The sequence below is a fragment of the Streptomyces sp. UW30 genome (assembly GCF_008042075.1).
GTDB lineage: Bacteria > Actinomycetota > Actinomycetes > Streptomycetales > Streptomycetaceae > Streptomyces.
In genome coordinates this window covers 297925-321795 of sequence record NZ_RDBN01000037.1, presented here as the reverse complement: position 1 = coordinate 321795, position 23871 = coordinate 297925, and the positions used below count along the sequence as shown (strand labels likewise).

The 23871-nt window shown below is 71.3% G+C and carries 21 protein-coding genes and 2 pseudogenes; 12 read left to right on the top strand and 11 right to left on the bottom strand.

Annotated features, from left to right (window positions below; translation table 11 throughout):
• Positions 1-11: 11 nt before the first annotated feature.
• Complete coding sequence (locus tag EAO75_RS20000) at positions 12-368, bottom strand: iron-sulfur cluster assembly accessory protein (protein WP_147996441.1); 357 nt, start codon at positions 366-368, stop codon at positions 12-14.
• A 327-nt stretch (positions 369-695) separates the two neighbouring features.
• Here EAO75_RS20000 and nadA point away from each other — a divergent pair, with 327 nt between their 5' ends.
• Positions 696-1880, top strand: a complete 1185-nt coding sequence (gene nadA, locus EAO75_RS19990; RefSeq protein ID WP_147996439.1) for a quinolinate synthase NadA — start codon at positions 696-698, stop codon at positions 1878-1880.
• A 21-nt stretch (positions 1881-1901) separates the two neighbouring features.
• On the opposite strand, the gene EAO75_RS19985 is transcribed toward nadA, so the two are convergent.
• The 4 genes from EAO75_RS19985 to EAO75_RS48265 form a co-directional block, all read right to left on the bottom strand.
• Positions 1902-4127 (bottom strand): protein kinase domain-containing protein, encoded by a 2226-nt coding sequence (locus tag EAO75_RS19985; RefSeq protein WP_147996438.1) that lies wholly within the window; start codon positions 4125-4127, stop codon positions 1902-1904.
• A 133-nt stretch (positions 4128-4260) separates the two neighbouring features.
• Positions 4261-7413, bottom strand: a complete 3153-nt coding sequence (locus EAO75_RS19980) for an efflux RND transporter permease subunit (protein WP_147996437.1) — start codon at positions 7411-7413, stop codon at positions 4261-4263.
• Positions 7414-7602: 189 nt separating this feature from the next.
• Entirely contained in the window at positions 7603-8286 is a 684-nt protein-coding gene (locus tag EAO75_RS19975; protein WP_147996436.1) for a response regulator, read from the bottom strand.
• Positions 8287-8329: 43 nt separating this feature from the next.
• Positions 8330-8638: an ATP-binding protein gene (locus tag EAO75_RS48265; protein ID WP_315987181.1), complete on the bottom strand. Its 309-nt coding sequence runs from the start codon at positions 8636-8638 to the stop codon at positions 8330-8332.
• Positions 8639-8722: 84 nt separating this feature from the next.
• On the opposite strand from EAO75_RS48265, the pseudogene EAO75_RS48260 reads away from it, so the two are divergent.
• Positions 8723-8830: pseudogene (locus EAO75_RS48260) on the top strand (response regulator); the annotation flags it as partial.
• A gap of 86 nt (positions 8831-8916) precedes the next feature.
• On the opposite strand, the pseudogene EAO75_RS48255 reads toward EAO75_RS48260, so the two are convergent.
• The 3 genes and pseudogenes from EAO75_RS48255 to EAO75_RS19960 all read right to left on the bottom strand — a co-directional run.
• A pseudogene (locus EAO75_RS48255) lies at positions 8917-9237 on the bottom strand (histidine kinase dimerization/phosphoacceptor domain-containing protein); the annotation flags it as partial.
• 499 nt (positions 9238-9736) lie between these two features.
• On the bottom strand, positions 9737-10015 hold the full coding sequence (gene pspAA / locus EAO75_RS19965) for a PspA-associated protein PspAA (RefSeq protein WP_147997985.1): 279 nt from the start codon (positions 10013-10015) through the stop codon (positions 9737-9739).
• 42 nt (positions 10016-10057) lie between these two features.
• Positions 10058-10825, bottom strand: a complete 768-nt coding sequence (locus EAO75_RS19960; protein WP_261989451.1) for a PspA/IM30 family protein — start codon at positions 10823-10825, stop codon at positions 10058-10060.
• A gap of 298 nt (positions 10826-11123) precedes the next feature.
• On the opposite strand from EAO75_RS19960, the gene EAO75_RS19955 reads away from it, so the two are divergent.
• From EAO75_RS19955 to EAO75_RS19945, 3 genes are all read left to right on the top strand, one after another.
• Positions 11124-11768 carry a DUF3043 domain-containing protein gene (locus EAO75_RS19955; protein WP_147996435.1) on the top strand — a complete coding sequence of 215 codons (645 nt, stop codon included), beginning with the start codon at positions 11124-11126 and terminating at the stop codon, positions 11766-11768.
• 80 nt (positions 11769-11848) lie between these two features.
• Positions 11849-12592, top strand: coding sequence for a methyltransferase domain-containing protein (locus EAO75_RS19950; RefSeq protein WP_147997983.1), 744 nt, complete (start codon positions 11849-11851; stop codon positions 12590-12592).
• A gap of 57 nt (positions 12593-12649) precedes the next feature.
• Positions 12650-13732, top strand: a complete 1083-nt coding sequence (locus EAO75_RS19945; RefSeq protein WP_147996434.1) for a S1C family serine protease — start codon at positions 12650-12652, stop codon at positions 13730-13732.
• A gap of 49 nt (positions 13733-13781) precedes the next feature.
• On the opposite strand, the gene EAO75_RS19940 is transcribed toward EAO75_RS19945, so the two are convergent.
• A complete protein-coding gene (locus tag EAO75_RS19940; protein WP_147996433.1) occupies positions 13782-13991 on the bottom strand; it encodes a hypothetical protein in 210 nt (69 codons plus the stop codon).
• Between the two features lie 172 nt (positions 13992-14163).
• On the opposite strand from EAO75_RS19940, the gene EAO75_RS19935 reads away from it, so the two are divergent.
• Positions 14164-15366, top strand: coding sequence for a bifunctional adenosylcobinamide kinase/adenosylcobinamide-phosphate guanylyltransferase (locus tag EAO75_RS19935; RefSeq protein ID WP_147996432.1), 1203 nt, complete (start codon positions 14164-14166; stop codon positions 15364-15366).
• Between the two features lie 101 nt (positions 15367-15467).
• Here the strand turns inward: EAO75_RS19935 and EAO75_RS19930 are convergent, their stop codons facing one another.
• Positions 15468-16274 (bottom strand): class I SAM-dependent methyltransferase, encoded by an 807-nt coding sequence (locus EAO75_RS19930; protein WP_147996431.1) that lies wholly within the window; start codon positions 16272-16274, stop codon positions 15468-15470.
• A gap of 215 nt (positions 16275-16489) precedes the next feature.
• On the opposite strand from EAO75_RS19930, the gene cobT reads away from it, so the two are divergent.
• Positions 16490-17647, top strand: a complete 1158-nt coding sequence (gene cobT, locus EAO75_RS19925; protein ID WP_147996430.1) for a nicotinate-nucleotide--dimethylbenzimidazole phosphoribosyltransferase — start codon at positions 16490-16492, stop codon at positions 17645-17647.
• Positions 17648-17731: 84 nt separating this feature from the next.
• Positions 17732-18436 carry a hypothetical protein gene (locus EAO75_RS45970; RefSeq protein ID WP_187284521.1) on the top strand — a complete coding sequence of 235 codons (705 nt, stop codon included), beginning with the start codon at positions 17732-17734 and terminating at the stop codon, positions 18434-18436.
• Here EAO75_RS45970 and EAO75_RS19915 read toward each other — a convergent pair.
• Complete coding sequence (locus EAO75_RS19915) at positions 18376-19140, bottom strand: hypothetical protein (protein ID WP_147996429.1); 765 nt, start codon at positions 19138-19140, stop codon at positions 18376-18378. The genes EAO75_RS45970 and EAO75_RS19915 overlap by 61 nt on opposite strands.
• Before the next feature lie 73 nt (positions 19141-19213).
• Between EAO75_RS19915 and EAO75_RS19910 the strand changes: the two genes are divergently transcribed.
• From EAO75_RS19910 to EAO75_RS47495, 4 genes are all read left to right on the top strand, one after another.
• Complete coding sequence (locus EAO75_RS19910; RefSeq protein ID WP_147997982.1) at positions 19214-19993, top strand: adenosylcobinamide-GDP ribazoletransferase; 780 nt, start codon at positions 19214-19216, stop codon at positions 19991-19993.
• Positions 19994-20315: 322 nt separating this feature from the next.
• Positions 20316-21854 (top strand): leucyl aminopeptidase, encoded by a 1539-nt coding sequence (locus EAO75_RS19905; protein ID WP_147996428.1) that lies wholly within the window; start codon positions 20316-20318, stop codon positions 21852-21854.
• A 256-nt stretch (positions 21855-22110) separates the two neighbouring features.
• Positions 22111-23499, top strand: coding sequence for a dihydrolipoyl dehydrogenase (gene lpdA / locus EAO75_RS19900; protein ID WP_187284520.1), 1389 nt, complete (start codon positions 22111-22113; stop codon positions 23497-23499).
• A 59-nt stretch (positions 23500-23558) separates the two neighbouring features.
• Positions 23559-23871, top strand: a 313-nt coding sequence (locus EAO75_RS47495; RefSeq protein WP_315987179.1) for a biotin/lipoyl-containing protein, incomplete at its 3' end; no start/stop codon positions are given.

The window sequence follows — 23871 nt, the reverse complement described above, 5'->3', positions numbered from 1 at the left end:
ATGTGCGGAGATCAGCTGAAGGAGTCGCCGCAGGCGCAGGAGCCCGTCGCGTTCGGGTTGTCGATCGTGAAGCCCTGCTTCTCGATGGTGTCGACGAAGTCGATGGAGGCGCCGCCCAGGTACGGAGCGCTCATGCGGTCGGTGACGACCTTGACACCGCCGAAGTCCTTGACGACGTCCCCGTCGAGCGAGCGCTCGTCGAAGAAGAGCTGGTAGCGCAGGCCCGAGCAGCCACCGGGCTGAACGGCGACTCGCAGAGCGAGGTCCTCGCGGCCCTCCTGGTCGAGCAGGGCCTTGACCTTGGCCGCGGCGGCGTCGCTCAGGATGATGCCGTCGGTGGCGGTGCTGGTCTCGTCCGATACGGACATCTACATCTCTCCCGGGTTGTACGGAGACTGCTTGCCGACGTGTGCAACCGGCGGGTCGGCGGATTCATTCCGGGCCGGATGCTTGTCTTTCGGTCCTTCTTCATGCTCGCACACGGTGCGCGAAGCGGAAAACGTCTCATTCAGGAATCAGCGAGCCGGTCACCGGGATTCACGTCACATCGACACGATGGCCATCGTCAAACTGACGTGAACCGGTTATGATAGATAACGTCAATTCGACGAGAAGTCGAAGAAGGTGTCCCGCTTGACCCGCCGGGACCGGACTATCCGGTGCCGGCGAGCCGCAGAACAGAAAGGGTGCGTGTCGTGACCACCGCCCAGACCCAGGAGCTCGACGTACAGCCGACGCCCCTCGCCCTGCTGCTCCTCGGCCGCGAGGCCGACCCGAGGAGCGAGCGCGGCGTCGAGTGTCCCGGCGACCTTCCCTCGCCGTCCGATCCGGACCTGGTCGAGCGCGCCCGCGCGGCCAAGGAGAAGCTCGGCAGCAAGGTCTTCGTGCTCGGCCACCACTACCAGCGCGACGAGGTCATCCAGTTCGCCGACGTGACCGGTGACTCGTTCAAGCTGGCCCGTGACGCGGCCGCCCGCCCGGAGGCCGAGTACATCGTGTTCTGCGGCGTGCACTTCATGGCGGAGTCGGCGGACATCCTGACGTCCGACGACCAGAAGGTCGTCCTGCCCGACCTCGCCGCCGGCTGCTCGATGGCCGACATGGCGACGGCCGAGCAGGTCGCCGAGTGCTGGGACGTGCTGACCGAGGCCGGCATAGCCGAGCAGGTCGTCCCCGTCTCGTACATGAACTCGTCCGCCGACATCAAGGCGTTCACGGGCAAGCACGGCGGCACGATCTGCACCTCCTCGAACGCGAAACGGGCCCTGGACTGGGCCTTCGAGCAGGGTGAGAAGGTCCTGTTCCTGCCGGACCAGCACCTCGGGCGCAACACCGCCGTCCGCGACATGGGGATGTCCCTTCAGGACTGCGTCGTCTACAACCCGCACAAGCCGAACGGCGGGCTGACGGCGGACGAGCTGCGTGCCGCGAAGATGATCCTGTGGCGCGGCCACTGCTCGGTGCACGGCCGCTTCAGCCTCGACTCGGTGAACGACGTGCGCGAACGCATCCCGGGCGTGAACGTCCTGGTGCACCCCGAGTGCAAGCACGAGGTCGTGGCCGCGGCGGACTACGTCGGTTCGACGGAGTACATCATCAAGGCCCTCGAGGCCGCCCCGGCCGGCTCCAAGTGGGCCATCGGGACCGAGCTGAATCTCGTCCGCCGGCTGGCGAACCGTTTCGCGCCCGAGGGCAAGGAGATCGTCTTCCTCGACAAGACGGTCTGCTTCTGCTCGACGATGAACCGCATCGACCTGCCGCACCTGGTCTGGGCGCTGGAGTCGCTGGCCGAGGGCAACCTGGTCAACCGGATCGAGGTCGACAAGGAGACCGAGGCGTTCGCGAAGCTGGCCCTGGAGCGGATGCTGGCGCTGCCGTAAGGCCTGGCGCAGACCTCTCGCTCACCCCGACACGGGCCCCCGGTCGGGGTGGGCGGGGTCGAGGGTGAACAGATCGCCTTCCGAGGTGGCGACGACCAGGGCGCCCTTGTGAAGCAACACCTCGGACCGCGACCAGCCCTGGTTCGTCACCCGCTGGGTACGCGGCATGGTCTCCCACAGCAGCGTGCCCTTCAACGCATCGAGGGCGGCGACCCGGCCGCTCGCGCTGGCCAGGTAGACCACATGGGCGCGCGGGTCGTGGGTGACGTCGCTCGGCTGTTCCAGGCTCGTCCGGGTCTGCCACAGCCGCTCGCCCGTCCGGGCCGACACGGCGGTCACCTGGCCGGAGGTCGTGGCGAACCACAAAGTGCCGTCCGACAGGGCCGCGTTGCCCTCGAACTCCTGCGCCAACTTCGTCGTACTTTCCTTGCCCGTGTCCGGATCCAGCAGCCGGATCCGGGAGAACGCCTCCTCGTCCACGTCCTCGACCGGGTCGAGGAAGAGCAGGCGGCCGTCGAACGTCCCGACGAGAGTTCCGCGCCTGGGCACCGTCAGACGGCGCGTCGAGCCGTCGGCCCGGTCCCAACCCAGGAGCAGCGACTCCTTGCTGCCGGTCAACGCCGGGGCGCACTGGACATAGGGGTCCTCACCGGTGTCCGCCCAGTCGCAGTACTGCCCCGCCGGCAGCGGTGCCGTCCAGCGTTCGGCGCCGGTGCGCGGTGAGCGGGCGATCACCGAACGGCCGCTGTCGTCCGGGACGATCACGAGGTCGCCGGAGAGGTGCGGGCGGACCTGGCGCGTGTTCACGATGCGATGCCAGAGCCTCTTTCCACTCCCCGTGTCGAGTGCGGTCACCGAGTACTCGGGGTCGTCCCCCTTCTCGGGGCGGTACTCCTGCTGGACGACCATCGTGTCGTCGACGACACCGAGGACCGAGAAGATGTACGTCCCGTTGCCCACGGCGGACGGCACCCCGTCCGCCCGCCAGACGACCCGTCCGGTGAGCGCGTCGATGCGCACGGGCAGGACCCCGTCGCCCGCGCAGTGGACGCCACCCTCGTACACCTCGCACTCGGGGGTGCCCTCCGGGCCGTAGCCGGCGACGCCGGTTGCGTCCTTCACGCCCTGCGCGGCGATGGCGTTCGCCGTCGTCTGCCAGGGCTTCCAGCCGGGCGGCACGGCCGTCCATCGGGAGGGCGCGGACGCGGCGGTGTCGGCCCCCGACGGGGCGTCGTCGTCCCCGAGTCCGGGCCCGAGGAGCAGGTATCCCGTCAGTCCGAGCGCGAGGGCGCCGACGGCAGCGGTCGTGGCCCACAGCGGGCGTATCCGGCGCCGGCGCCTGCCCTCGGCCGCGGGGGCCGGGGCGGCGGGCCGGGTGGAGACCAGAGCCATCTCCTCCGTGCGCAGCGTCACGGTGGGCAGGTCGTCGGCGCCCGACTCCGGCAGCGCGGCCACGAACTCCCCCGCCAGTTCGTCCAGTTCGGGCCGGTCGGCGGGTTCCTTGGCGAGGCAGCGCTCCAGGACCGCCCGAAGGGGCTGTGCCACACCGTCCAGGACGGGGGCGTCGTGGACCACCTGATAGGCCGTGAGGTAGGGGCTGTCGGCGTCGAAGGGACCCCGGCCCGTGATCGAGTAGACCAGCAGGGCGCCCACGGAGAACACGTCGGAGGCCCGGCCCACCGAGCGGGCGTCGGTGAGCTGCTCCGGGGACATGAAAGGCGGGGTGCCGATCATCTGGCCGGTCTCGGTCAGGGTGTTGTGGTTCTCGGCCGCGCGGGAGATGCCGAAGTCGATGACGCGGGGGCCGTCCTCGGCCATCAGGACGTTCGCGGGTTTGAGGTCCCGGTGGACCACGCCAGCCCGGTGGATGTCCCGCAGCGCTTCCACCAACCCGAGGGCCAGCCGCCGCAGTTCGGTGCCCTTCAGCGGGCCCTGTTCGCGGATCAGGGCGGCGAGCGAGGGCCCGGGCACGTACTGGGTCGCCATCCAGGGCCGTACCGCCTCCGGGTCCGCGTCCACGACCGGTGCGGTGAAGGCGCCGCTCACCTTGCGGACGGCCTCGATCTCCTGGCGGAAGCGGGCGCGGAAGACCGCGTCCTCGGCGTACTGCGCGTGCACCACCTTGACGGCGACCTCACGGCCCGAGCGGGATCTGCCCCGGTAGACGATCCCCATGCCCCCGGACCCGAGCCGGTCGACCAGCTTGTAGCCGCCGAGCGACTTCGGGTCGTCCTTGTGCAGCGGCACGCCCGGATCCCCTCCCCCGTGATGCAGTCAGAGCCTCAGGATACGTAACGGGGAAACGGCGGCGGCCGGGTCCCGAACCGCACTTTCCGGTTCGGGACCCGGCCGCCGTGGGGCATTCGGCCAGGTGGCGCGATCAGACCGACGCGGGCTCCGCCTCGTCGGAGGAAGAGTCCGCCGGAGTCCTGGCCTCCGGCTGCTCGGTCAGCCCCGCCTTCTTCGCCCGCTTGGCCGCCCGCTTCTTCGCCCGGCGCTCCTTGCGGAGCTCCAGCATCGCGTAGAGGGTCGGGACGAGGAGCAGGGTCAGCAGGGTCGACGTGATCAGACCGCCGATCACGACGACGGCCAGCGGCTGGGCGATGAAGCCGCCCTCGCCGGTGACGCCCAGGGCCATGGGCAGCAGGGCGAAGATCGTCGCCAGGGCCGTCATGAGGATGGGCCGCAGTCGGTGGCGGCCACCCTCGATCACGGCCTCGACGACGCCGTAACCCTGCTTGCGGTACTGGTTGATGAGGTCGATCAGCACGATCGCGTTCGTCACCACGATGCCGATCAGCATCAGCATGCCGATCATCGCGGGGACGCCCATCGGGGTGCCGGTCGCGATCAGCAGGCCGATCGCGCCCGTCGCGGCGAACGGGATGGAGACCAGCAGGATCAGCGGCTGGACCAGCGAGCGGAAGGTCGCGACCAGCAGCATGAAGACGATCGCGATGGCCGCCAGCATCGCCAGGCCCAGGTTGGCGAACGCGTCGTCCTGGTCCTCGGAGACACCGCCGATCGAAGCGGTGGCGCCCGCCGGGAGCGTCAGGCCGTTGATCTCGGACTGGAGGTCCGCGCTCACCGCGCCCGTGTTGTCGCCGGTCGGCTTCGCGGTGATCGTGGCCGCGCGCTGGCCGTCGATCCGGGTCATCGAGACCGGGCCGTCCACCAGCTTCACGTCCGCGATGTCACCCAGCTTCACCGGGCCCAGACGCAGGTCCTGAAGCTGCTTCAGCGTCGTCGCCGGCTTCGCCGACTTGATGACGATGTCCCGCTCGGTGTCGTCGAGGGTCGCCTGGGCCGCCGTGTTGCCACGGACCGCCTGGGCCACCGCCATGCCGAGCGTCTGGTCGTTGAAGCCCGCCGCGGCCGCCTTGTCGTTGGCCTTGACCGAGATGCGCGGGACGCTCTGCGACAGGTCGCTGGTGACGTCGGTGACGTCGTCCAGACCGGCCACCGCCTCGCGGACCTGCTCGGCCGCCTTGCGCAGCACGTCCGCGTCGGCCGCCTTCACGACGACGCTCAGGTCCTGGGCGCCGAAGCCGTCACCGGCGGCGATCGTGGTGGTGCCGATGCCGTCGAGCTTCTTCAGGCCCGCCTCGATGCGGTCCTGTACGTCGTCGTAGGACGCGGAGTCCTCCAGCATCACCTGGTACGACGCCTGGTTGGTGTCGGTGCCGCCGCCGAAGGCCGCCATGAAGCCGGACGAGCCGATGGTGACCTGGTAGTCCTTGACGCCCTTGGTGTCGGCGAGCAGCTGCTCGACCTTCTTCGCCTGCTCGTCGGTCGCCGCCAGGCTGGTGCCCGGCTTCAACTCCTGCTTGACGGTGAGGACTTCCTGCTCGCCCTGGTCGAAGAAGTTCGTCTTCAGCAGCGGCGCCATGCCGAACGTGCCGACGAGGATGACGATCGCGAGCAGCACGCTGGTGAGGCGGCGGCGGGTCGCGAAGCGCAGGACGGGGACGTAGATGCGCTGGAGCCTGCTCTTCGCCTCCTTCTCCTCGGCGATCCGGCGCGCTTCCTCGGCGTCCGCCGGGGTGCCCTTGGGGGCGCGCAGGAACCAGAACGACAGGACCGGCACGACCGTCAGCGAGACCAGGAGCGACGCCAGCAGGGCCGCCGTCACGGTCAGGCTGAACGAGCCGAACAGCTCGCCCACCATGCCGCCGACCAGGCCGATCGGCAGGAACACCGCGACCGTGGTGAGCGTCGACGACGTCACCGCGCCGGCGACCTCGCGGACCGCCTTGATGATGGCGTCGTGGCGCTCCTCGCCGTAGCCGAGATGGCGCTTGATGTTCTCCAGGACCACGATCGAGTCGTCGACGACGCGGCCGATGGCGATGGTGAGCGCGCCGAGCGTCAGCATGTTGAGGGAGAGGTCCCTCGTCCACAGGACGATCAGGGCCAGGACGACGGAGAGCGGGATGCTCACCGCCGTCACCAGCGTCGAGCGGATCGACGCCAGGAAGACCAGGATGACGAGGACCGCGAAGAGCAGGCCGAGCGCGCCCTCCGTGGTCAGGCCGTCGATGGACTTCTTCACGGCCGGGCCCTGGTCGCTGACCACGGTGACCGTCGCGTCCGAGCCAAGGTCCTTACGGATCTCCGGCAGCTTGTCCTCGACGGCGTCGGAGATGGCGACCGCACTGCCGTCGCGGTCCATGGTGACCGAGACCGCGAGGGACGGCTCGCCGTCGGTGCGGGTGATGGAGTCGGCCGGGGCCTGCTCCTGCTTGACGGAAGCGACGTCGCCGAGGCGGACCGGCTTGCCGCCGGCGCCGGCCTCACCGGTGACCATCAGGTCCTCGACCTGCTGGAGCGAGGTGAAGCCGCCGCCCACCTGGACCGTGCGGTTGCTGCCGTCCTCGTCGAAGGAGCCGGCCGGCACGGTGGCGCCGCCCGCTTGCAGGGCCTGGGAGATGGACGCCGAGGTCAGGCCGGCCTTCGCCAGCTTGGCGTCGTTCGGCGTGACGGTGACCTGGAGGTCGCGTACGCCGTCGACGGTGACCTGGCCGACGCCGTCGATGTCCTTCAGGTCCGGCACGAGGGTGCGGTCGATCCGGTCGGCGAGGGCCTGCTGGTCCTTGCCGGAGGTGACGGCGAGGACGACGGTCGGGATGTCGTCCGTGGAACCGGCGATGACCTGCGGGTCCACGTCGTCGGGCAGCTGGACGCGGGCGCGGTTGACGGCCTGCTGGACGTCGGCGACGAGCTGCTGGTTGTCGGGGCCGTAGTCGAAGGACGCCATGATCACGGCGTTGCCCTCGCTGGCCGTGGAGGTGACGCCGGTGATGCCGTCGACGGCTTCGAGGCTGTCCTCGATCGGCTCGACGACCTGCTTCTCGACGACGTCCGGCGACGCGCCCTGGTACGGCGCGAGGACGGACACCATGGGCAGTTCGATGGAGGGCAGCAGCTGCTGCTTGAGCTGAGGTATCGCGATCGCGCCGAAGGCGAGCGCGATGATCGAGATCAGGCCTATCAGGGCACGTTGGGCGAGGCTGAATCGGGACAGCCAGGACATGGGTCAGGGTCTCTCTTCTGTGAGCGGCAGAAGCGGCAAGGGCGTCTGTGTCGGTGGCACACATGGGCGCGCCGCACACATGTGAGCGCCCGCCCTAACACCCTGAGCCATCGAGAGCCGGGATTTCCTAGACCCCAGGTCCATTTCCTTATCCGGCGCATACTCCGGGCGCAGTATGCGCGGTCGAGTTCACTCCACCCTTGGACGTACCAGCCCGGACTCGTACGCGATCACCACGAGCTGGGCCCGGTCGCGCGCGCCGAGCTTGGACATGGCCCGGTTGACGTGCGTCTTCACCGTCAGCGGGCTGACCTCCAGGCGCTCGGCGATCTCGTCGTTGGAGTGCCCGCCGGCGACCTGGACGAGGACCTCGCGCTCACGGCCGGTGAGGGCGTCGAGCCGCTCGGCGCGTGCCGGGTCGCGGTCGTCGTCCGCGCCGTCGCCCTGGGCGAGGAAGCGGGCGATCAGGCCCTTGGTGGCGGCCGGGGAGAGCAGGGCCTCGCCGCCGGCCGCGACGCGGATGGCGGCGAGGAGTTCGTCGGGTTCGGAGCCCTTGCCGAGGAAGCCGGAGGCCCCGGCGCGCAGGGACTGCACGACGTAGTCGTCGACCTCGAAGGTGGTGAGGATGACCACGCGGACATGGGCGAGGGCCGGGTCGGCGCTGATCATGCGGGTGGCGGCGAGGCCGTCGGTGCCGGGCATCCGGATGTCCATCAGGACGACGTCCGCGCCCCGTTCCTTGGCCAGGCGCACCGCCTCCGCTCCGTCGGACGCCTCGCCGACGACCTCCATGTCGGGCTCGGAGTCGACCAGCACCCGGAAGGCACTGCGCAGGAGGGCCTGGTCGTCGGCGAGCAGGACGCGGATGGTCATGCGGGGTCCTCGTCTGTCAGGTGGCGTAACGCGTCCTCGGCCGTCATACGGCGTCTTCGGCGGCGCGGGTACGGCTCTTGACCGGCAGGATCGCATGGACGCGGAAGCCGCCTCCGTAGCGGGGGCCGGTGGTGAGGGTGCCGCGCAGGGCGGTGACGCGCTCGCGCATGCCGAGCAGGCCGTGGCCGCCGCCCTCGATCGTGTCGTCGTCGCCGGCGCCGTCGTCGAGGACGGTGATCTCGACGTTCGGCCCCACCCGGACGACGCTCACCTCGGCCTTGGCGTCCGCGCCCGCGTGCTTCTGGACATTGGTGAGGGCCTCCTGGATGACCCGGTAGGCGGCCAGGTCCACGGCGGCCGGGAGCGTGGTGTCCCGGTCGGCGCGGGCGACCTCGACCTGGAGGCCGGCGTTGCGGAAGGTGCCCGCGAGTTCGTCGAGGCGGTGCGCCTGGCCAAGGAACGGGGCGCGGACGTCGTCCTGATGGACATCCGGATGCCCGGCACCGACGGCCTCGCCGCCACCCGCATGATCAGCGCCGACCCGGGTTCGGTGGGGGCCTCGGGGTCGCCGGACTGCCTCAGCAGGCCGACCGTGGCCCGCAGTTCGTTGAGCGCCGAGCGGCTGGCCTCGCGTACGTGGGCGAGGGCCTCCTTGGCCTGGTCGGGCCGCTTGTCCATGACGTGGGCGGCGACGCCGGCCTGCACATTGACCAGGGCGATGTGGTGGGCGACGACGTCGTGCAGGTCCCGGGCGATCCGCAGGCGCTCCTCGGCCACGCGGCGGCGGGCTTCCTCCTCGCGGGTGCGTTCCGCTCGCTCGGCGCGCTCCCGGATGGCCTGGACGACGGCGCGGCGGCTGCGGACCGCGTCGCCGGCGGTGGCGCCGATGCCGGTCCAGGCGAAGATCGCGAGGTTCTCCTGGGCGTACCAGGGCAGGGGGCCGGCGAGCATCGCGGAGCCGGTGAGGACGGTGATGGTGAGCAGGCCGACGCGCCAGGTGGTGGTGCGGTCGGTGGTGGAGGCGACGGTGTAGAGGGCGATGACCGCGGACATGGCGACCGGTGCGCGGGGGTCGCCGGTGACGGACTCTACGAGAGAGACCGCGCCGGTGAGGGCGAGCACCGTCATGGGGGCGCGGCGGCGGAAGACCAGGGCCGCGGAGCCGAGGGTGATGAGCACGAGGCTGAGCGCGTCCGGGGTGCGCAGGGCCCAGGTGACGCCTTGCTTCCCGTGCGGGTCCACGAACGAGCCGGCCACCGTGCAGGCGAGGACGCCCACCGCCAGCGTCGCGTCCAGCGCCATGGGGTGCGCTTTGAGGTGCCGCCTGGCGCGTTCGAGGGTGCTCACGCTGAATTACGGTACGGCGTCGTCGCGGGGGTTGGAACGGGGGTCGAACCGGAGGTTTCTCACGTCAGGCGCCCGGCGTCGCCGTCGGCCGGGGCGGACGGTCTCACCCCGGGATCAAACCGTCGTCGCTCAGCAGCTCCCGGACCTCCTCCAGGGTCGCGTCCGGGGACGGCAGGATCAGTTCCGACGGTTCGAGGGAGTCGTCGGGCAGGGGCACGCCCAGGTCGCGGACCTTGGACAGGAGTGCGGTGAGGGTGCGGCGGAAGCCGGGGCCGTCGCCGCTCTCCATTTCCGCGAGGAGTTCGTCGTCGAGTTTGTTCAGCTCGGGCAGGTGGCTGTCGGACAGCTTCACCTGCCCCTCACCCATGATCCGGACGATCATGTCGCCCATCTCGCCCTCCTCGGCGTGGGCCCCGGCCGTCGGCTACTGCTTGTCGAAGCGCGGGGTGTCCTGCGGCTGCTGCTGGGACTGCTGGCCCGAGCCGCCCTCGATGGCCTGCTGGCCGGCCGACGGGCCTCCCGCCAGCTCCGCCTTCATGCGCTGCAGTTCCAGCTCTACATCCGTACCACCGGAGAGCCGGTCCAGCTCGGCCTGGAGGTCGTCCTTGTGCATGCCGGACTGGTCGTCCAGGGCGCCCGAGGCGAGGAGCTCGTCGATCGCGCCGGCGCGTGCCTGGAGCTGGGCCGTCTTGTCCTCGGCCCGCTGGATCGCCATGCCGACGTCGCCCATCTCCTCGGAGATGCCGGAGAACGCCTCGCCGATCCGGGTCTGGGCCTGGGCCGCGGTGTACGTGGCCTTGATCGTCTCCTTCTTCGTACGGAAGGCGTCGACCTTGGCCTGAAGTCGCTGGGCCGCGAGGGTGAGCTTCTCCTCCTCGCCCTGCAAGGTCGCGTGCTGGGTCTCCAGGTCGGTCACCTGCTGCTGGAGGGCGGCGCGGCGCGAGAGCGCCTCGCGGGCCAGGTCCTCACGGCCCAGCGCGAGCGCCTTGCGGCCCTGGTCCTCCAGCTTCGACGACTGCTGCTGGAGCTGGTTCAGCTGGAGCTCCAGGCGCTTGCGCGACGTGGCGACGTCGGCCACACCGCGGCGCACCTTCTGGAGCAGCTCCAACTGCTTCTGGTACGAGTAATCGAGGGTTTCGCGCGGGTCCTCGGCCCGGTCAAGGGCCTTGTTCGCCTTCGCGCGGAAGATCATCCCCATACGCTTCATGACACCGCTCATGGGCTTCGCGCGCCCCCTTCTGACGGACTCCACTCCAGCACCTGCGACAGAACCCACAGTACGGGCCCTGCATCCATTACCGCACTGTTCGGGGACGGATGCGCTCATCCCCAAGGACGACTGCCTACGCTCCTGCTCCGGCGTAAGGAGTAGGTGACTCCCGGGTGCCCACCCGGTGCCGCCCACGTGCCTCCCCCGTGGCCGTCGGAAGAACCGTTTGCAACGTCCCCTCTGTCCCCCTACGACGACTGGTGTTGCCGGATCGTTCCCCATGGGGCTGGGGTCCAACCCCGGGCACCCCGTACCCTTGGGTTTTGTGTTCCGTAGCCGTGCCAAGGATGAGAAGGCCCAAGCCGCCGACAAGGCGCTGGTGACCGACTCCAACGAGACCCGTCACCCCGAGGCCCCCAAGGGCCGCCCCACGCCCAAGCGCAATGCGGCCCAGTCGCAGCGTCGCAGCGTGGCCAACACGTCGATGACGCGTAAGGATGCCGCCAAGCGCGGGCGCGAGGAGCGCCGGGCCGCCCTGGAGAAGCAGCGCCAGGCGCTGGCCGGGGGCGACGAGCGGTATCTGCCGGCCCGCGACAAGGGCCCGGTCCGCAAGTTCGCGCGTGACTTCATCGACTCGCGCTTCAACATCGCGGAGTTCTTCCTGCCGATGGCCGTGGTCATCCTCGTGCTGAGCCTGGTGCAGGTGCCCGCGTTGCAGAACATCGCGCTGCTGCTGTGGCTGATCGTGATCGTCCTGATCGTGCTGGACTCGGTCGTCACCGGCTTCCGGCTGAAGAAGCGGTTCGCCGAGCGCTTCCCCGACGAGAACAAGCGCGGCGCCGTCGCCTACGCGCTGATGCGCTCTCTCCAGATGCGCCGGCTCCGGCTGCCGAAGCCGCAGGTCAAGCGCGGAGAGCGGCCCTGAGCGCTGCGGCTTTCCCCGAGGGCGTCGCCGAAGCCCGGCTCAGCGGGCCGGGCGGGTTGCGTGAAGTCGTACGACAGGAGCTGGTCGCCCGGCAGCTCGACGAGCAGATAGGCGGGCGGTTCCCGGTCGGGCAGCGACTGCGGGTGCTCGACGTGGGGATGGGCCGGGGCGCGCAGGCGCTGCGGCTGGCCCGGGCCGGGCACCAGGTGACCGGCGTCGAGCAGGACGCGAAGCTGATCGCCGCGGCCCGCGAGGAGCTGGCCGGCGAGCCGGAGGGGATCCGGGAGCGGGTGCGGCTCGTCGAGAGCGACGGGCGGGACACCGGCGTCCACTTTCTGCCGGGCAGCTTCGATGTCGTGCTGTGCCACGGCGTGCTGATGCACATCGAGGAGCCCGACCCGATGCTGGCCGGGCTGGCCCGGATGCTCGCCCCCGGCGGACTGCTGTCGCTGCTCGTGTGCAACGGCGACGCGCTCGCCATGCGCCCCGGGCTGTCCGGGGACTGGGCCGGCGCGCTGTCCGCCTTCGACACCACCGCCCACCTGCCCCATCCCCGAACGACGTCGGACGACGGCGCGGGCCCCGTCCGGCCCGGGACCGACGTACGGGCCGACCGGCTGTCGGACCTGACGGCGACGCTGGCGGGCATCGGGGCGCCGCTGCACACCTGGTACGGGGTGCGGGTGTTCACCGACACGGCGCAGGACGAGGCGCAGATCCCGGCGGACGTCGAGACGTTGCTGGCGGTCGAGGAACGCTCCGGGAAGACGGATCCCTACCGGAGCGTGGCGGCGCTGCTGCATCTGTGCGGAGTGCGCGGCTGATCCCGTTCGGGTGAGCAGCACGCGCCGGGCGCCTGCCCGGCGGTGAGACTCGGGGGCATGGATGCTCGCCGTTTGCGTACCCGGCGTCCGGCCGTCGTGGCCCTCGCCCTCCTGTTCTCGCTCGGCCTCCTCGGCGCCTGTTCGTCCTGTTCGTCCTCCTCGTCCACGCGCGAGGAGGACGCGACGACCCAGGCCGCCGTGCCGAAGGCGGTCCGGGCGGTCGATGACCTTCAGGACGGCTATCTGAAGGTGATCAAGGACGTGTTGCCGTCGGTCGTGCAGATCCAGGGCAAGCGTGACCTCGGATCGGGCGTGGTCTACGACGGGGACGGGCACATCGTCACCAACGCGCATGTCGTCGGGGACGAGAAGAGCTTCCGCGTGACGACCGCCAACAGCGAGAAGGAACTCACCGCGCAGCTCGTCTCCTCGTACCCGCAGCAGGACCTCGCCGTCATCAAGCTGGACGACCCGCCGGACGGGCTGAAGGGGGCGAAGTTCGGGGACTCCTCGAAGGTCCAGGTCGGGCAGATCGTGCTGGCCATGGGCTCGCCGCTGGGGCTGTCGTCCAGTGTGACGCAGGGCATCGTCTCCGCGACCGGACGGACCGTCACCGAGGGCGGCGAGGGCGGCACGGGCGCGACGATCGCGAACATGGTGCAGACGTCGGCGGACATCAACCCCGGCAACAGCGGCGGCGCCCTGGTGAACCTCGACAGCGAGGTCATCGGCGTCCCGACCCTCGCCGCCGTCGACCCGGACGTCGGGGACAGCGCGGCGCCCGGCATCGGGTTCGCCATCCCGTCGTCGACGGTGCAGAAGATCGCCGACCAGATCATCGAGGACGGCAGGGTCACCGACTCGGGCCGGGCGGCGCTCGGCATCACCGGCCGTACGGTCGTGGACGACGACTACCAGGCGGCGGGCGTGGCCGTCGTCGAGGTGCAGGACGGCTCAGCGGCCGACAAGGCCGGTCTGGAGCCCGGGGACATCATCACCCGGCTGGGGGATACGGAGATCACCACCATCACCTCGCTGTCCGAGGCGCTGGCCGACGACAAGCCGGGTGACCGGACCACCGTGACGTACAGCCGTGACGGCGACGACAAGAAGGTGGATGTCACGTTGGGCGAGCAGTGACGGGGGCGAAGGGATCCGCGAGGGGACACGTCCCTCGCCCCCCGTCCGGTCATGCCTCGGCGTGCAGGCTCATCGGGCCGTAGATCTGCGTGGCGTCCTCGAACAGCCGCACCTGGTCCGCGCCGCCCTCCTGAAGTGCCTTCCAGTGCTCCCCGATCCAGGACTCGGCGTCGCCCTGGGTGGTGAACTCCTCGGGCTGCACCGCGGGCTGGACCTCCGCCCCGTCGGCCTTCTCGAACCGCCACGTCCATGCCGCCATGTACGCCTCCAAGGTGTCAGCACGTTGAGTGCAACAGCGTATGCGGTTCGTGTGCGTCTGCTGCTCGGTGGGGGGCCGCTCGCCCCGCCGCACAGCCGCCGATGTCACCGCCGCGCGCCCCCGAAGGGGCCTCGCGCGCGCAAGATCGGCGGCGACCGGCGAAAATCGGGGCGTGGAACTGACTCTCCTCGGCACCGGTGCCCCCGCGGGACTCCCCCGCCCCGACTGTCCGTGCGCGGCGTGTGCCAGTGCGCTCGGTGATGACGCGCGGGCGGCCACCGCGCTGCTCGTGGACGGGGCGCTGCTGCTGGATCTGACGCCCGGGGCGGCGTTCGCGGCGGCGCGGGCCGGGCGTTCGCTGGGGGCCGTACGGCAGGTGCTGCTGTCGCATCCGCACGACGGGCCCGCCGTCGAGGTGCCGGCCGGGCTGCCGCAGCCCGGGCGGGTGCCGGACGGGCGGGAGTTGGCGCTGCTGACGGGGCATCGGGTGCGGGCGGTGGCGATGGACGCGCCGGGCACGGGGTACGCGGTGACGGGGCCGGACGGGCAGCGTCTGCTGTATCTGCCGCCGGGGGGTGCGCCGGCCGGGCTGGAGAACGGGGCCGGCGGGATGTACGACATGGTCGTCGCCGACGTGGTGGGACGGCCGGACGCCCTGGCCAAGCTGCGGGCGGTGGGCGCCGTCGGGCCGACGACGGACGTCATCGCCGTGCATCTGGACCATGACGCCGCGCCGGGCGCCGAGCTGCGGCGGCGGCTGGCCGCGACGGGGGCACGGGCCGTGCCGGACGGAACGACGCTGGTGGTGGGGGCGTACGAGGACGTGCCGGACGTGCCGCGCCGGACCTTGGTGGTGGGCGGCGCCCGGTCGGGGAAGTCGGTCGAGGCGGAGCGGCGGCTGGAGTCCTTCCCGGATGTGCTGTACGTCGCGACCGGGGGCACCCGGGGCGGGGACAACGAGTGGGCGGCGCGGGTCGCCGTGCACCGGGAGCGGCGGCCGGGGTCGTGGCGTACGGCCGAGACGTGCGACTTGGCTCCGCTGTTGGCCGAGGACGGGGCGCCGTTGCTCATCGACTGTCTGTCGCTGTGGCTGACGGACGCGATGGACTCCGTCGGAGCTTGGGACGACGCGGTGTGGGCGGACGGCGGGGAGAAGGCGCTGCGGGAGCGGGTGCGGGAGTTGACGCAGGCGGTGCGTCGGACGCGGCGGACCGTGGTGGCCGTGTCGAATGAGGTGGGGTCGGGGATCGTGCCGGCCACGGCTTCGGGGCGGCGGTATCGGGATGAGCTCGGGCGGTTGAACGCGGCGTTCGCGAGTGAGTGCGAGCAGGTTGTTCTGGTGGTGGCGGGGCAGGCGTTGGTGTTGCGCGGATGAGGGTGCGGCGCGTTGTCGTCGTGCGTCTGCGGGTCCGTTGTGGCTGGTCGCGCAGTTCCCCGCGCCCCTTCAGGGCGCTGCAGGCACCCGTGCGACAAGCCTCAGGTCGGCTCTTTGCGGGCGATGACCCGGTAGGCGTTCGAGAAGCGGGTGTGGCGTAGTACGGGGGCCAGGAGGTGGTCCAGGGCCCAGGCGACGGCCACCAGGGGTGAGCCCAGACCGGACAGCAGTGACGGCAGCAGGTGGGACAGCACCAGTGAGGTCGCGGCCGCGAGGTCGTAGGGGATGTGTGCGGCGCGGTGGTCGGTCCACAGGACCGTGCAGCCCTGGGCCCGGAGTTCCTCGCAGAGGGTGTCCAGGGGCAGCAGATGCAGATGGCCCGGGGGGCTGTGCGGGACCCAGAGTCTGCCGAGCAGTGTGGCGAACAGGCAGCGCGGGTTGGGCAGTTCGAGGAGGAGGTGGCCGCCCGGGCGCAGGACCGTGAGGGCGGCGCGGAGTTCCTCGCGGGGGTCGCGGGCGTGTTCCAGGTGGCGGAACATGCTGACGATGTCGTAGCGGGCACGCAGGCGGGACGTGATGCGCGGGTCGGTGAGGCTGCCGACGTGGGCCTCCTCCACCCGCTCGGCGACGCGGCCGTGCAGGACGCGGTAGGTCGGGTCCAGGCCGTCGAACGACGTGTACGGGAAGACGTCCTTCGCGGTTTCCGGGAAACGGGCGTAACCCGTGCCCACATCCAGCCAGCCCTCCGGCTCGGGGAAGGCGAGCGCCAGCCGGGCCGCGGCGCGCAGCCGGCGCGGGCCGCGCCGCGTGAGCCCCAGGTGGCGAGGGACGTAGGTGTGCTCCCGGCACCCGGCGGGGGTGAACGCGCAGTCGGCGCGGGGGCGTTCGGAGCGTGCGGTCGCGGTCATGGGCGGCTCCCGGGCGTGGGGGCGTACGAGTGGGGCGTACGGCGAGGGCGGTGCGAGACGGTGCGAGCATGCCCCGACAATCCACTGCAAAACGGAACGTATGGGATGGCGATCTTGGGTGCAACGACGTCGCACGGATAAGGGGGTGACGTGGCGCAGCCCGTGGTGGCCATGTGGCGCCGTTCTGTTCGACCCGTGCCGGTACTGTTCGGCGAATGAGCTCGCTTAATCTCGACGACTTCTCCGACCTGATCGAGCGCCCCGACGGAGGGGTGCGCCGTGACGCCGAGGCCCGCCGTGAGCGTCAGATCGTGCCGCCCGGGGCGCTGGGCCGCCTCGACGAACTGGGCGAGTGGCTGGCGGCGGCGCAGTCCGCGGTGCCGGTGCGGCCGATCGAACGGCCGCGGGTCGTGCTGTTCGCCGGTGACCACGGCATCGCGGAGCTGGGCGTGTCGGCGCGGCCCGCGGGCGGCGCCGGGGAGTTGGTGCGCGAGATCCTGGAGGGCGGCCGGCCGGTGTCCGTGCTCGCACGGCGGCTCGGGGTTCCGGTGCGGATCGTCGACATGGCGCTGGAATGCGACCCGGAGTCGCTGCCGGAGGCGGTCGTTCGCCATCGGGTGCGGCGGGGCAGCGGCCGTATCGACATCGAGGACGCGCTGACGCTCGAGGAGGCCGAGGCGGCCTTCCGGGCCGGGGTCGCGGTGGCCGACGAAGAGGCCGACTCCGGTACGGATCTGGTGGTGCTCGGCGATGTGAGCGTCGGCGGGACCACGGCGGCGGGGGTGCTGGTCGCCGCGCTGTGCGGGACCGACGCTTCCGTGGTGACCGGGCGGGGCGGACTGGCCATCGACGACCTCATGTGGATGCGCAAGTGCGCGGCGATCCGGGACGCGCTGCGGCGGGCCCGGCCCGTGCTCGGGGACCAGCTCCAACTGCTCGCGACGGTGGGCGGGGCCGACCTCGCCGCGATCACCGGATTCCTGCTGCAGAGCGCGGTGCGCAAGCTGCCGGTGGTGCTGGACGGGGTCGTGGTGGCCGCGTGCGCGCTGGTGGGCCAGCGGATCGCGTTCCGGGCGCCGGACTGGTGGCTCGCCGCGCACAACAGCGGGGAGCCCGGCCAGGCCAAGGCGCTGGACCGCATGGCCCTGGAGCCGGTGCTCGACCAGGGCGTGAAGGTCGGGGAGGGTGCCGGGGGTCTGCTGGCGCTCCCGACGGTCCAGGCGGCGGCGGCCCTGGCCGCGGAACTGCCGGAGAAGCCGAAGGACTCCGAGTCGTCGGACCCTGGGTCGTCGGACTCTGGGTCGTCGGACTCTGGGTCGTCGGACACCGAGACGCCGGACGTCGAGGAGTCCGGTTCGTCCGAGGCCGGGTAGAGGGCCCCGGCCGGGGCCGGCAGCGGGAGGAGCCGGTTTCAGGACGAGGGACGAGGGACGAGGGTGGACATATGATCACTTCTTGTGACAGTTGACACCCTCGGTCGCTGGGCCCGTGCGGAGTGGGGGGCGCTGTACCTCGCCGTGCGGGGGGCCGTGGTCGAGCGGCGGTGGCGGGCGGCGCCCATGACCGTCGGGGCCGTGTGTCTGACCGGGATCACGCAGGTCGTGCAGAACCAGTCCTGGGGGTATCGGGTCGTCCAGGATCTCGGGGCCGTACGGGCCGAGGATCCGCTGTGGCTGGCGCTCCTGCGGACGCCGCTGTCGCTGTTCGTGCCCGCCCTCGATCTGCCGGTGTGGGGTGCGCTCGCGCAGGTCCTGCTCGCGTTCGGGATCGCCGAGATGTGTCTGGGCTGGTGGCGCACGCTCGTCGTCGCCTACGTCGCGACCCTCGCCGGAACCCTGTACGCGCGCGTGGGCATCGCACTCGGCCCGGACAACCCGTTCGGACTGCCCGCCTCGGACGCGCGGGTCGTGGACACGGGTCCGTCGGCCGCAGTCGTGGGGCTGGCCGTGTTCCTCGGGTGGCGTTACGGGGCCTATGTCACGGCCGGCGTGGTGATCGCGGCGATGCTCGTCGAGGTCGCGCTGAAGGCGAACCTCGCCGGGAAGGAGCACCTCGCGGCCGTCGCGGCGGTGCTGGTGCTGTGCGCGGTGTCGACGGTGCGTCAGCGGCGCTCCAGGGCCCGCGCCGGTTCCACGTCGGGGGCGCCGCCGATCCAGTCCTGAAGCTTGCGGCTGGGGACCAGCCAGCGCTTGTCGTGGTGGTAGGAGCGCAGCTGCGCCTTGGCGCGGGCGCGCGGACGGCGGCGGTAGAAACGCTTCGCCCAGGGGGAGCCCGGACGGGCCAGCCGGACGGCGCCGAACAGGGCGACGAAGGGGATGATCACCCCGAAGAGCGCCATGCGGAACTTGCCCTTGAAGAGGGCGATCAGGGCGAGCAGGAAGTTCCCGCCGATCGTGGTGAGCACCGTGCCGCGATTCTGCGTCTCGTCGGCGTTGAGGTCGTTGACCCCGAAGGGTGCGAAGCCGAGGAGGAGCAGTCCGACCAGGGCGGCGGTGAGTACGACCACCTCGACGCTCTTGCGGCCGTCCTCGGTCCAGTAGACGTCGTCGAGGTGCAGGATCAGCGCGAACTCGTCCATGACCAGGCCCGCGCCCACCCCGAAGATCACGGCGGCCGCGGCCGAGCCGAAGCCGCGCTGCCCGCCGGCGACCGCGCAGAAGCCGCCGATGATCGTGAGGACGATCCCGGGGACGACATGGTGGATGTGGACGGCGCCGGTCTCGATGTTGCGGAAGGGCCCCTTGCCCGCGCGGATCATGCGGGTGATGAGGCGGGTGACGAGGAAGGTGACCACGAAGGCGGTCAGGGCGAGGAGCAACGGGAGCTTGCCCGGCTCGATGATGTTGCGCTGCCACCAGTCAGCCATGCCCTCAGTGTCTTCCCGGCAGGGGTGGGCCGCCTGGCGGAGGCGACGTCCGGGCTAGTCTGCGGGCGTGTCCATGACCCACCCGCCCCTGCACGGCCTCCGCTTCGCCTTCGGCACCCTGAGCGTGCTCCCCGTCAAGGTGAGCCGGTGGGACCGGGAGGCGGCACGCGGCGGAATGCTGTGCGCTCCGCTGGTGGGGGTGGTCATCGGCTGCGGCTCCGCCCTCCTCGCGCTGGTGCTGCTGTTCCTCGGCGCCGCCCCTCTCCTGGCCGCCGTCTCCGCCGCCGCCGTCCCCGCCGTCCTCACGCGCGGGCTGCATCTCGACGGGCTCGCCGACACCGCCGACGGGCTCGGCAGCGGCAAGCCGGCCGAGGACGCGCTGCGCATCATGAAGCAGTCGGACATCGGGCCGTTCGGCGTCATCACGCTCGTCTTCGTCCTGTTCGCGCAGGTGGCCGCGCTGTCGCAGCTGTACGACGACTCCTGGGCCCGGGGCGCCCTCGCCACCGTCGTCGCGGCCGTCGCCGCCCGCCTCGCCCTCACCCTGGCCGCCCGCACCGGCGTACCGGCGGCCCGGCCGGAGGGGCTGGGAGCGGCGGTGGCAGGGGTGGTTCCGGTACGGGGTGCGGTGGCCGTGGCCCTGGCCGTGACCGGCGTCGCCGCCGCGGCGGGCGCGCTGCTCGGGAGGGACGACATCGTCCGCACCGCCCTGGCGGTCCTCGTCGCGCTCGCCGGCGCCGAACTGCTCCTGCGGCACAGCGTGCGCCGCTTCGGCGGCGTCACCGGCGATGTCTTCGGCGGCCTCGCGGAGACGGCGGCGACGACGGCACTCGTCGTGCTGTCCCTGGGCTGACACCGCCGCCGCTCACGTCCGGTTCCGGCGAGCCGTCCGCCTGCCGCATTGGGCGGTTTCCGCAGATTCTCGTCCAATTCGCCGCACCGGAGTGCCTGGAAATCAAGGAACGGCCGCGACGCCACCCACAGGTGAACGCCCGTAGGAATGAGCGAACGCTCACACGAGCGTAGGCTCGTCCCGAGTGTTCGCCGTACCGGGGAAGGCCCCGCTGCCGCCGCACCCCTAGGTCGGAACTAGGGTCGGTCGGCAATCTCCTGGGCCCGGTCGACCCACACCATCGGCCATCGCAACTTCACATCGGAAGCGAGATTTCACCACCGTGACTGCTCTCACTCTCAGCACCGCCGCGGCGCCAGGCCTGCGGGCCGACGCGATCGTGATCGGTGTCGCCAAGGGCGCCAAGGGCCCGGTCGTCGCACCCGGCGCCGAGGCCGTGGACAAGGCATACGACGGCAAGCTCGCCGGCGTCCTGGAGACCCTCGGTGCCTCCGGCGCCGAGGGCGAGGTGACGAAGCTGCCCGCGCCCGCCGGCTTCAAGGCCCCGCTCGTGCTGGCAGTGGGGCTGGGCGCCAAGCCCGAGAAGGACGCCGAGTACGACGGCGAGGCGCTGCGCAGGGCCGGCGGTGTCGCGGCCCGCGCCCTCGCCGGCTCCAAGAAGGCCGCGTTCGCGCTGCCGCTGGCCGACTCCGGCGACATCGGCGCCGTCGCCGAGGGCGTGCTGCTCGGGGCGTACGCCTTCGACGTCTACAAGGACAACGGCAAGGACGCCGGCGGCGCCCAGGGCAAGAAGAACGGCAAGGCCCCCCTCGCCGAGGCCGCGCTGCTCGGCGGCAAGCCCCGCGACAAGGAGCACAAGGCCGCGATCGAGCGCGCCACCGCCGTCGCCGAGGAGCTCAACCGCGCCCGCGACCTGATCAACATGCCGCCGAACGATCTCAACCCGGAGTCCTTCGCCGCGATCGCCTCGGCGGCCGGCAAGGAGCACGGCATCAAGGTGCAGGTGCTCGACGAGAAGGCGCTGGCCAAGGGCGGCTACGGCGGCATCCTCGGCGTCGGCTCCGGGGCGGCGGCGGGTCCGCGGCTGGTGAAGCTGTCGTACACGCACTCCAAGGCGAGCAAGCACCTCGCGCTCGTCGGCAAGGGCATCACCTACGACTCGGGCGGCATCTCGCTGAAGCCGGCCGGGCACAACGAGACGATGAAGTGCGACATGAGCGGGGCGGCCGCCGTGTTCGCCGCCGTCGTCGCCGCCGCGCGGCTCGGGCTGCAGGTGAACATCACCGGCTGGCTGGCGCTCGCCGAGAACATGCCGTCGGGTACCGCGGTGCGTCCCGGTGACGTGCTGCGCATGTACAGCGGCAAGACCGTGGAGGTGCTGAACACCGACGCGGAGGGCCGGCTGGTGCTGGCGGACGCCCTGTGGGCGGCCTCGCAGGAGAAGCCGGACGCGATCGTGGACGTGGCGACGCTGACCGGGGCGATGGTGCTGGCGCTCGGCAGCCGCACGTTCGGCGTGATGGCCAACGACGACGCCTTCCGCTCGGCGATCGTGGAGGCGGCCGAGGAGGTCGGGGAGGCGTCCTGGCCGATGCCGCTGCCCGAGCACCTGCGCAAGGGAATGGATTCGCCCACCGCCGACATCGCCAACATGGGTGAGCGGATGGGCGGCGGGCTGGTCGCCGGTCTCTTCCTGCAGGAGTTCGTGGGCGAGGGCGTCACCTGGGCGCACCTGGACATCGCCGGGCCCGCGTTCAACGAGGGCGGGGCCTTCGGGTACACGCCCAAGGGCGGCACGGGGTCCGCGGTGCGGACGCTGGTGCGGCTGGCCGAGCTGACGGCGGTCGGCGACCTGGGCTGATGTTGTTCTGAGTGAGGGGGGCTGCGCGCGGGCACGGCGCAGCCCCCCTCTTTCATGCGGGTATTCCCCGGGCGCTCAACTGAACGTGGGACGTCTCACACACCGGCCCGGCGTCTCGTTCGGTGTGGACAAGTGCGAAGATGGGGCTCGGCAGGACAGGGCCCCCACCACAGGGCCGAAGAAAGAGCGGCCGGACACCAGCCGCCGCCCGGTCAACGCTGACCGGCGTACGGCGCACATGCATGGAGGACGTGACGTGGCGAACGACGCCAGCACCGTTTTCGACCTAGTGATCCTCGGCGGTGGTAGCGGTGGTTACGCCGCGGCCCTGCGCGGGGCGCAGCTGGGCCTGGACGTCGCCCTGATCGAGAAGGACAAGGTCGGCGGCACCTGCCTGCACCGGGGTTGCATCCCCACCAAGGCCCTGCTGCACGCGGGCGAGATCGCCGACCAGGCCCGCGAGAGCGAGCAGTTCGGTGTGAAGGCCACCTTCGAGGGCATCGACATCGCGGGTGTCCACAAGTACAAGGACGGCGTGATCGCCGGTCTGTACAAGGGCCTGCAGGGTCTCGTCGCCTCCCGCAAGGTGACGTACATCGAGGGTGAGGGCCGCCTGTCCTCCCCCACCTCCGTCGACGTGAACGGTCAGCGCGTCCAGGGCCGCCACGTGCTCCTCGCGACCGGCTCCGTGCCGAAGTCGCTGCCCGGCCTGGAGATCGACGGCAACCGGATCATCTCCTCGGACCACGCCCTCGTCCTGGACCGCGTGCCCAAGTCCGCGATCATCCTGGGCGGCGGCGTCATCGGCGTCGAGTTCGCCTCGGCGTGGAAGTCCTTCGGCTCCGACGTCACCGTCATCGAGGGCCTGAAGCACCTCGTCCCGGTCGAGGACGAGAACTCCTCCAAGCTTCTTGAGCGCGCGTTCCGCAAGCGCGGCATCAAGTTCAACCTGGGCACCTTCTTCTCGAAGGCCGAGTACACCGCCGACGGCGTCAAGGTCACCCTCGCCGACGGCAAGGAGTTCGAGGCCGAGGTCCTGCTGGTCGCCGTCGGCCGTGGCCCGGTCTCCGCCGGTCTCGGCTACGAGGAGCAGGGCGTCGCCATGGACCGCGGCTACGTCCTCGTCGACGAGTACATGCGCACCAACGTCCCGACCATCTCCGCCGTCGGTGACCTGGTGCCCACGCTCCAGCTCGCGCACGTCGGCTTCGCCGAGGGCATCCTGGTGGCGGAGCGTCTGGCCGGTCTGAAGACCGTTCCGATCGACTACGACGGTGTCCCGCGGGTGACGTACTGCCACCCGGAGGTCGCCTCCGTCGGTATCACCGAGGCCAAGGCCAAGGAGATCTACGGCGCGGACAAGGTCGTCGCTCTGAAGTACAACCTGGCGGGCAACGGCAAGAGCAAGATCCTGAACACCGCGGGCGAGATCAAGCTCGTCCAGGTGAAGGACGGTGCGGTGGTCGGCGTCCACATGGTCGGCGACCGTATGGGCGAGCAGGTCGGCGAGGCCCAGCTGATCTACAACTGGGAGGCGCTGCCGGCCGAGGTCGCCCAGCTCATCCACGCCCACCCGACGCAGAGCGAGGCGCTCGGCGAGGCCCACCTGGCCCTGGCCGGCAAGCCGCTGCACTCGCACGACTGACCCTCGGTCGACGAAGCGACGACTCAGACTTCCGCAATTCGTTAGGAGCAACCGAAACCATGGCGGTTTCCGTAACCCTTCCGGCGCTCGGCGAGAGCGTCACCGAGGGCACYGTCACCCGCTGGCTGAAGGCCGAGGGTGAGCGCGTCGAGGCCGACGAGCCGCTGCTSGAGGTGTCGACSGACAAGGTCGACACCGAGATCCCCTCCCCCGCCGCCGGCATCCTGGCCTCCATCAAGGTCGCCGAGGACGAGACGGTCGAGGTCGGCGCCGAGCTGGCCGTGATCGACGACGGCACCGGTGCCCCCGCTGCCGCTCCGGCTCCGGCCGCCGCCGAGGCTCCGGCCCCGGCCGCCGAGCCCGCCCCGGCGC

Excerpts from the sequence above, each read along its gene's own strand:
- EAO75_RS20000 (WP_147996441.1), bottom strand. The coding sequence starts at position 368 with ATGTCCGTATCGGACGAGACCAGCACCGCCACCGACGGCATCATCCTG.
- EAO75_RS19980 (WP_147996437.1), bottom strand. The coding sequence starts at position 7,413 with ATGTCCTGGCTGTCCCGATTCAGCCTCGCCCAACGTGCCCTGATAGGC.
- EAO75_RS19975 (WP_147996436.1), bottom strand. The coding sequence starts at position 8,286 with ATGACCATCCGCGTCCTGCTCGCCGACGACCAGGCCCTCCTGCGCAGT.
- pspAA (WP_147997985.1), bottom strand. The coding sequence starts at position 10,015 with ATGATCGTCCGGATCATGGGTGAGGGGCAGGTGAAGCTGTCCGACAGC.
- EAO75_RS19960 (WP_261989451.1), bottom strand. The coding sequence starts at position 10,825 with ATGATCTTCCGCGCGAAGGCGAACAAGGCCCTTGACCGGGCCGAGGAC.
- EAO75_RS19955 (WP_147996435.1), top strand. The coding sequence starts at position 11,124 with ATGGGGCTGGGGTCCAACCCCGGGCACCCCGTACCCTTGGGTTTTGTG.
- EAO75_RS19945 (WP_147996434.1), top strand. The coding sequence starts at position 12,650 with ATGGATGCTCGCCGTTTGCGTACCCGGCGTCCGGCCGTCGTGGCCCTC.
- EAO75_RS19940 (WP_147996433.1), bottom strand. The coding sequence starts at position 13,991 with ATGGCGGCATGGACGTGGCGGTTCGAGAAGGCCGACGGGGCGGAGGTC.
- EAO75_RS19930 (WP_147996431.1), bottom strand. The coding sequence starts at position 16,274 with ATGACCGCGACCGCACGCTCCGAACGCCCCCGCGCCGACTGCGCGTTC.
- cobT (WP_147996430.1), top strand. The coding sequence starts at position 16,490 with ATGAGCTCGCTTAATCTCGACGACTTCTCCGACCTGATCGAGCGCCCC.
- EAO75_RS19915 (WP_147996429.1), bottom strand. The coding sequence starts at position 19,140 with ATGGCTGACTGGTGGCAGCGCAACATCATCGAGCCGGGCAAGCTCCCG.
- EAO75_RS19910 (WP_147997982.1), top strand. The coding sequence starts at position 19,214 with ATGACCCACCCGCCCCTGCACGGCCTCCGCTTCGCCTTCGGCACCCTG.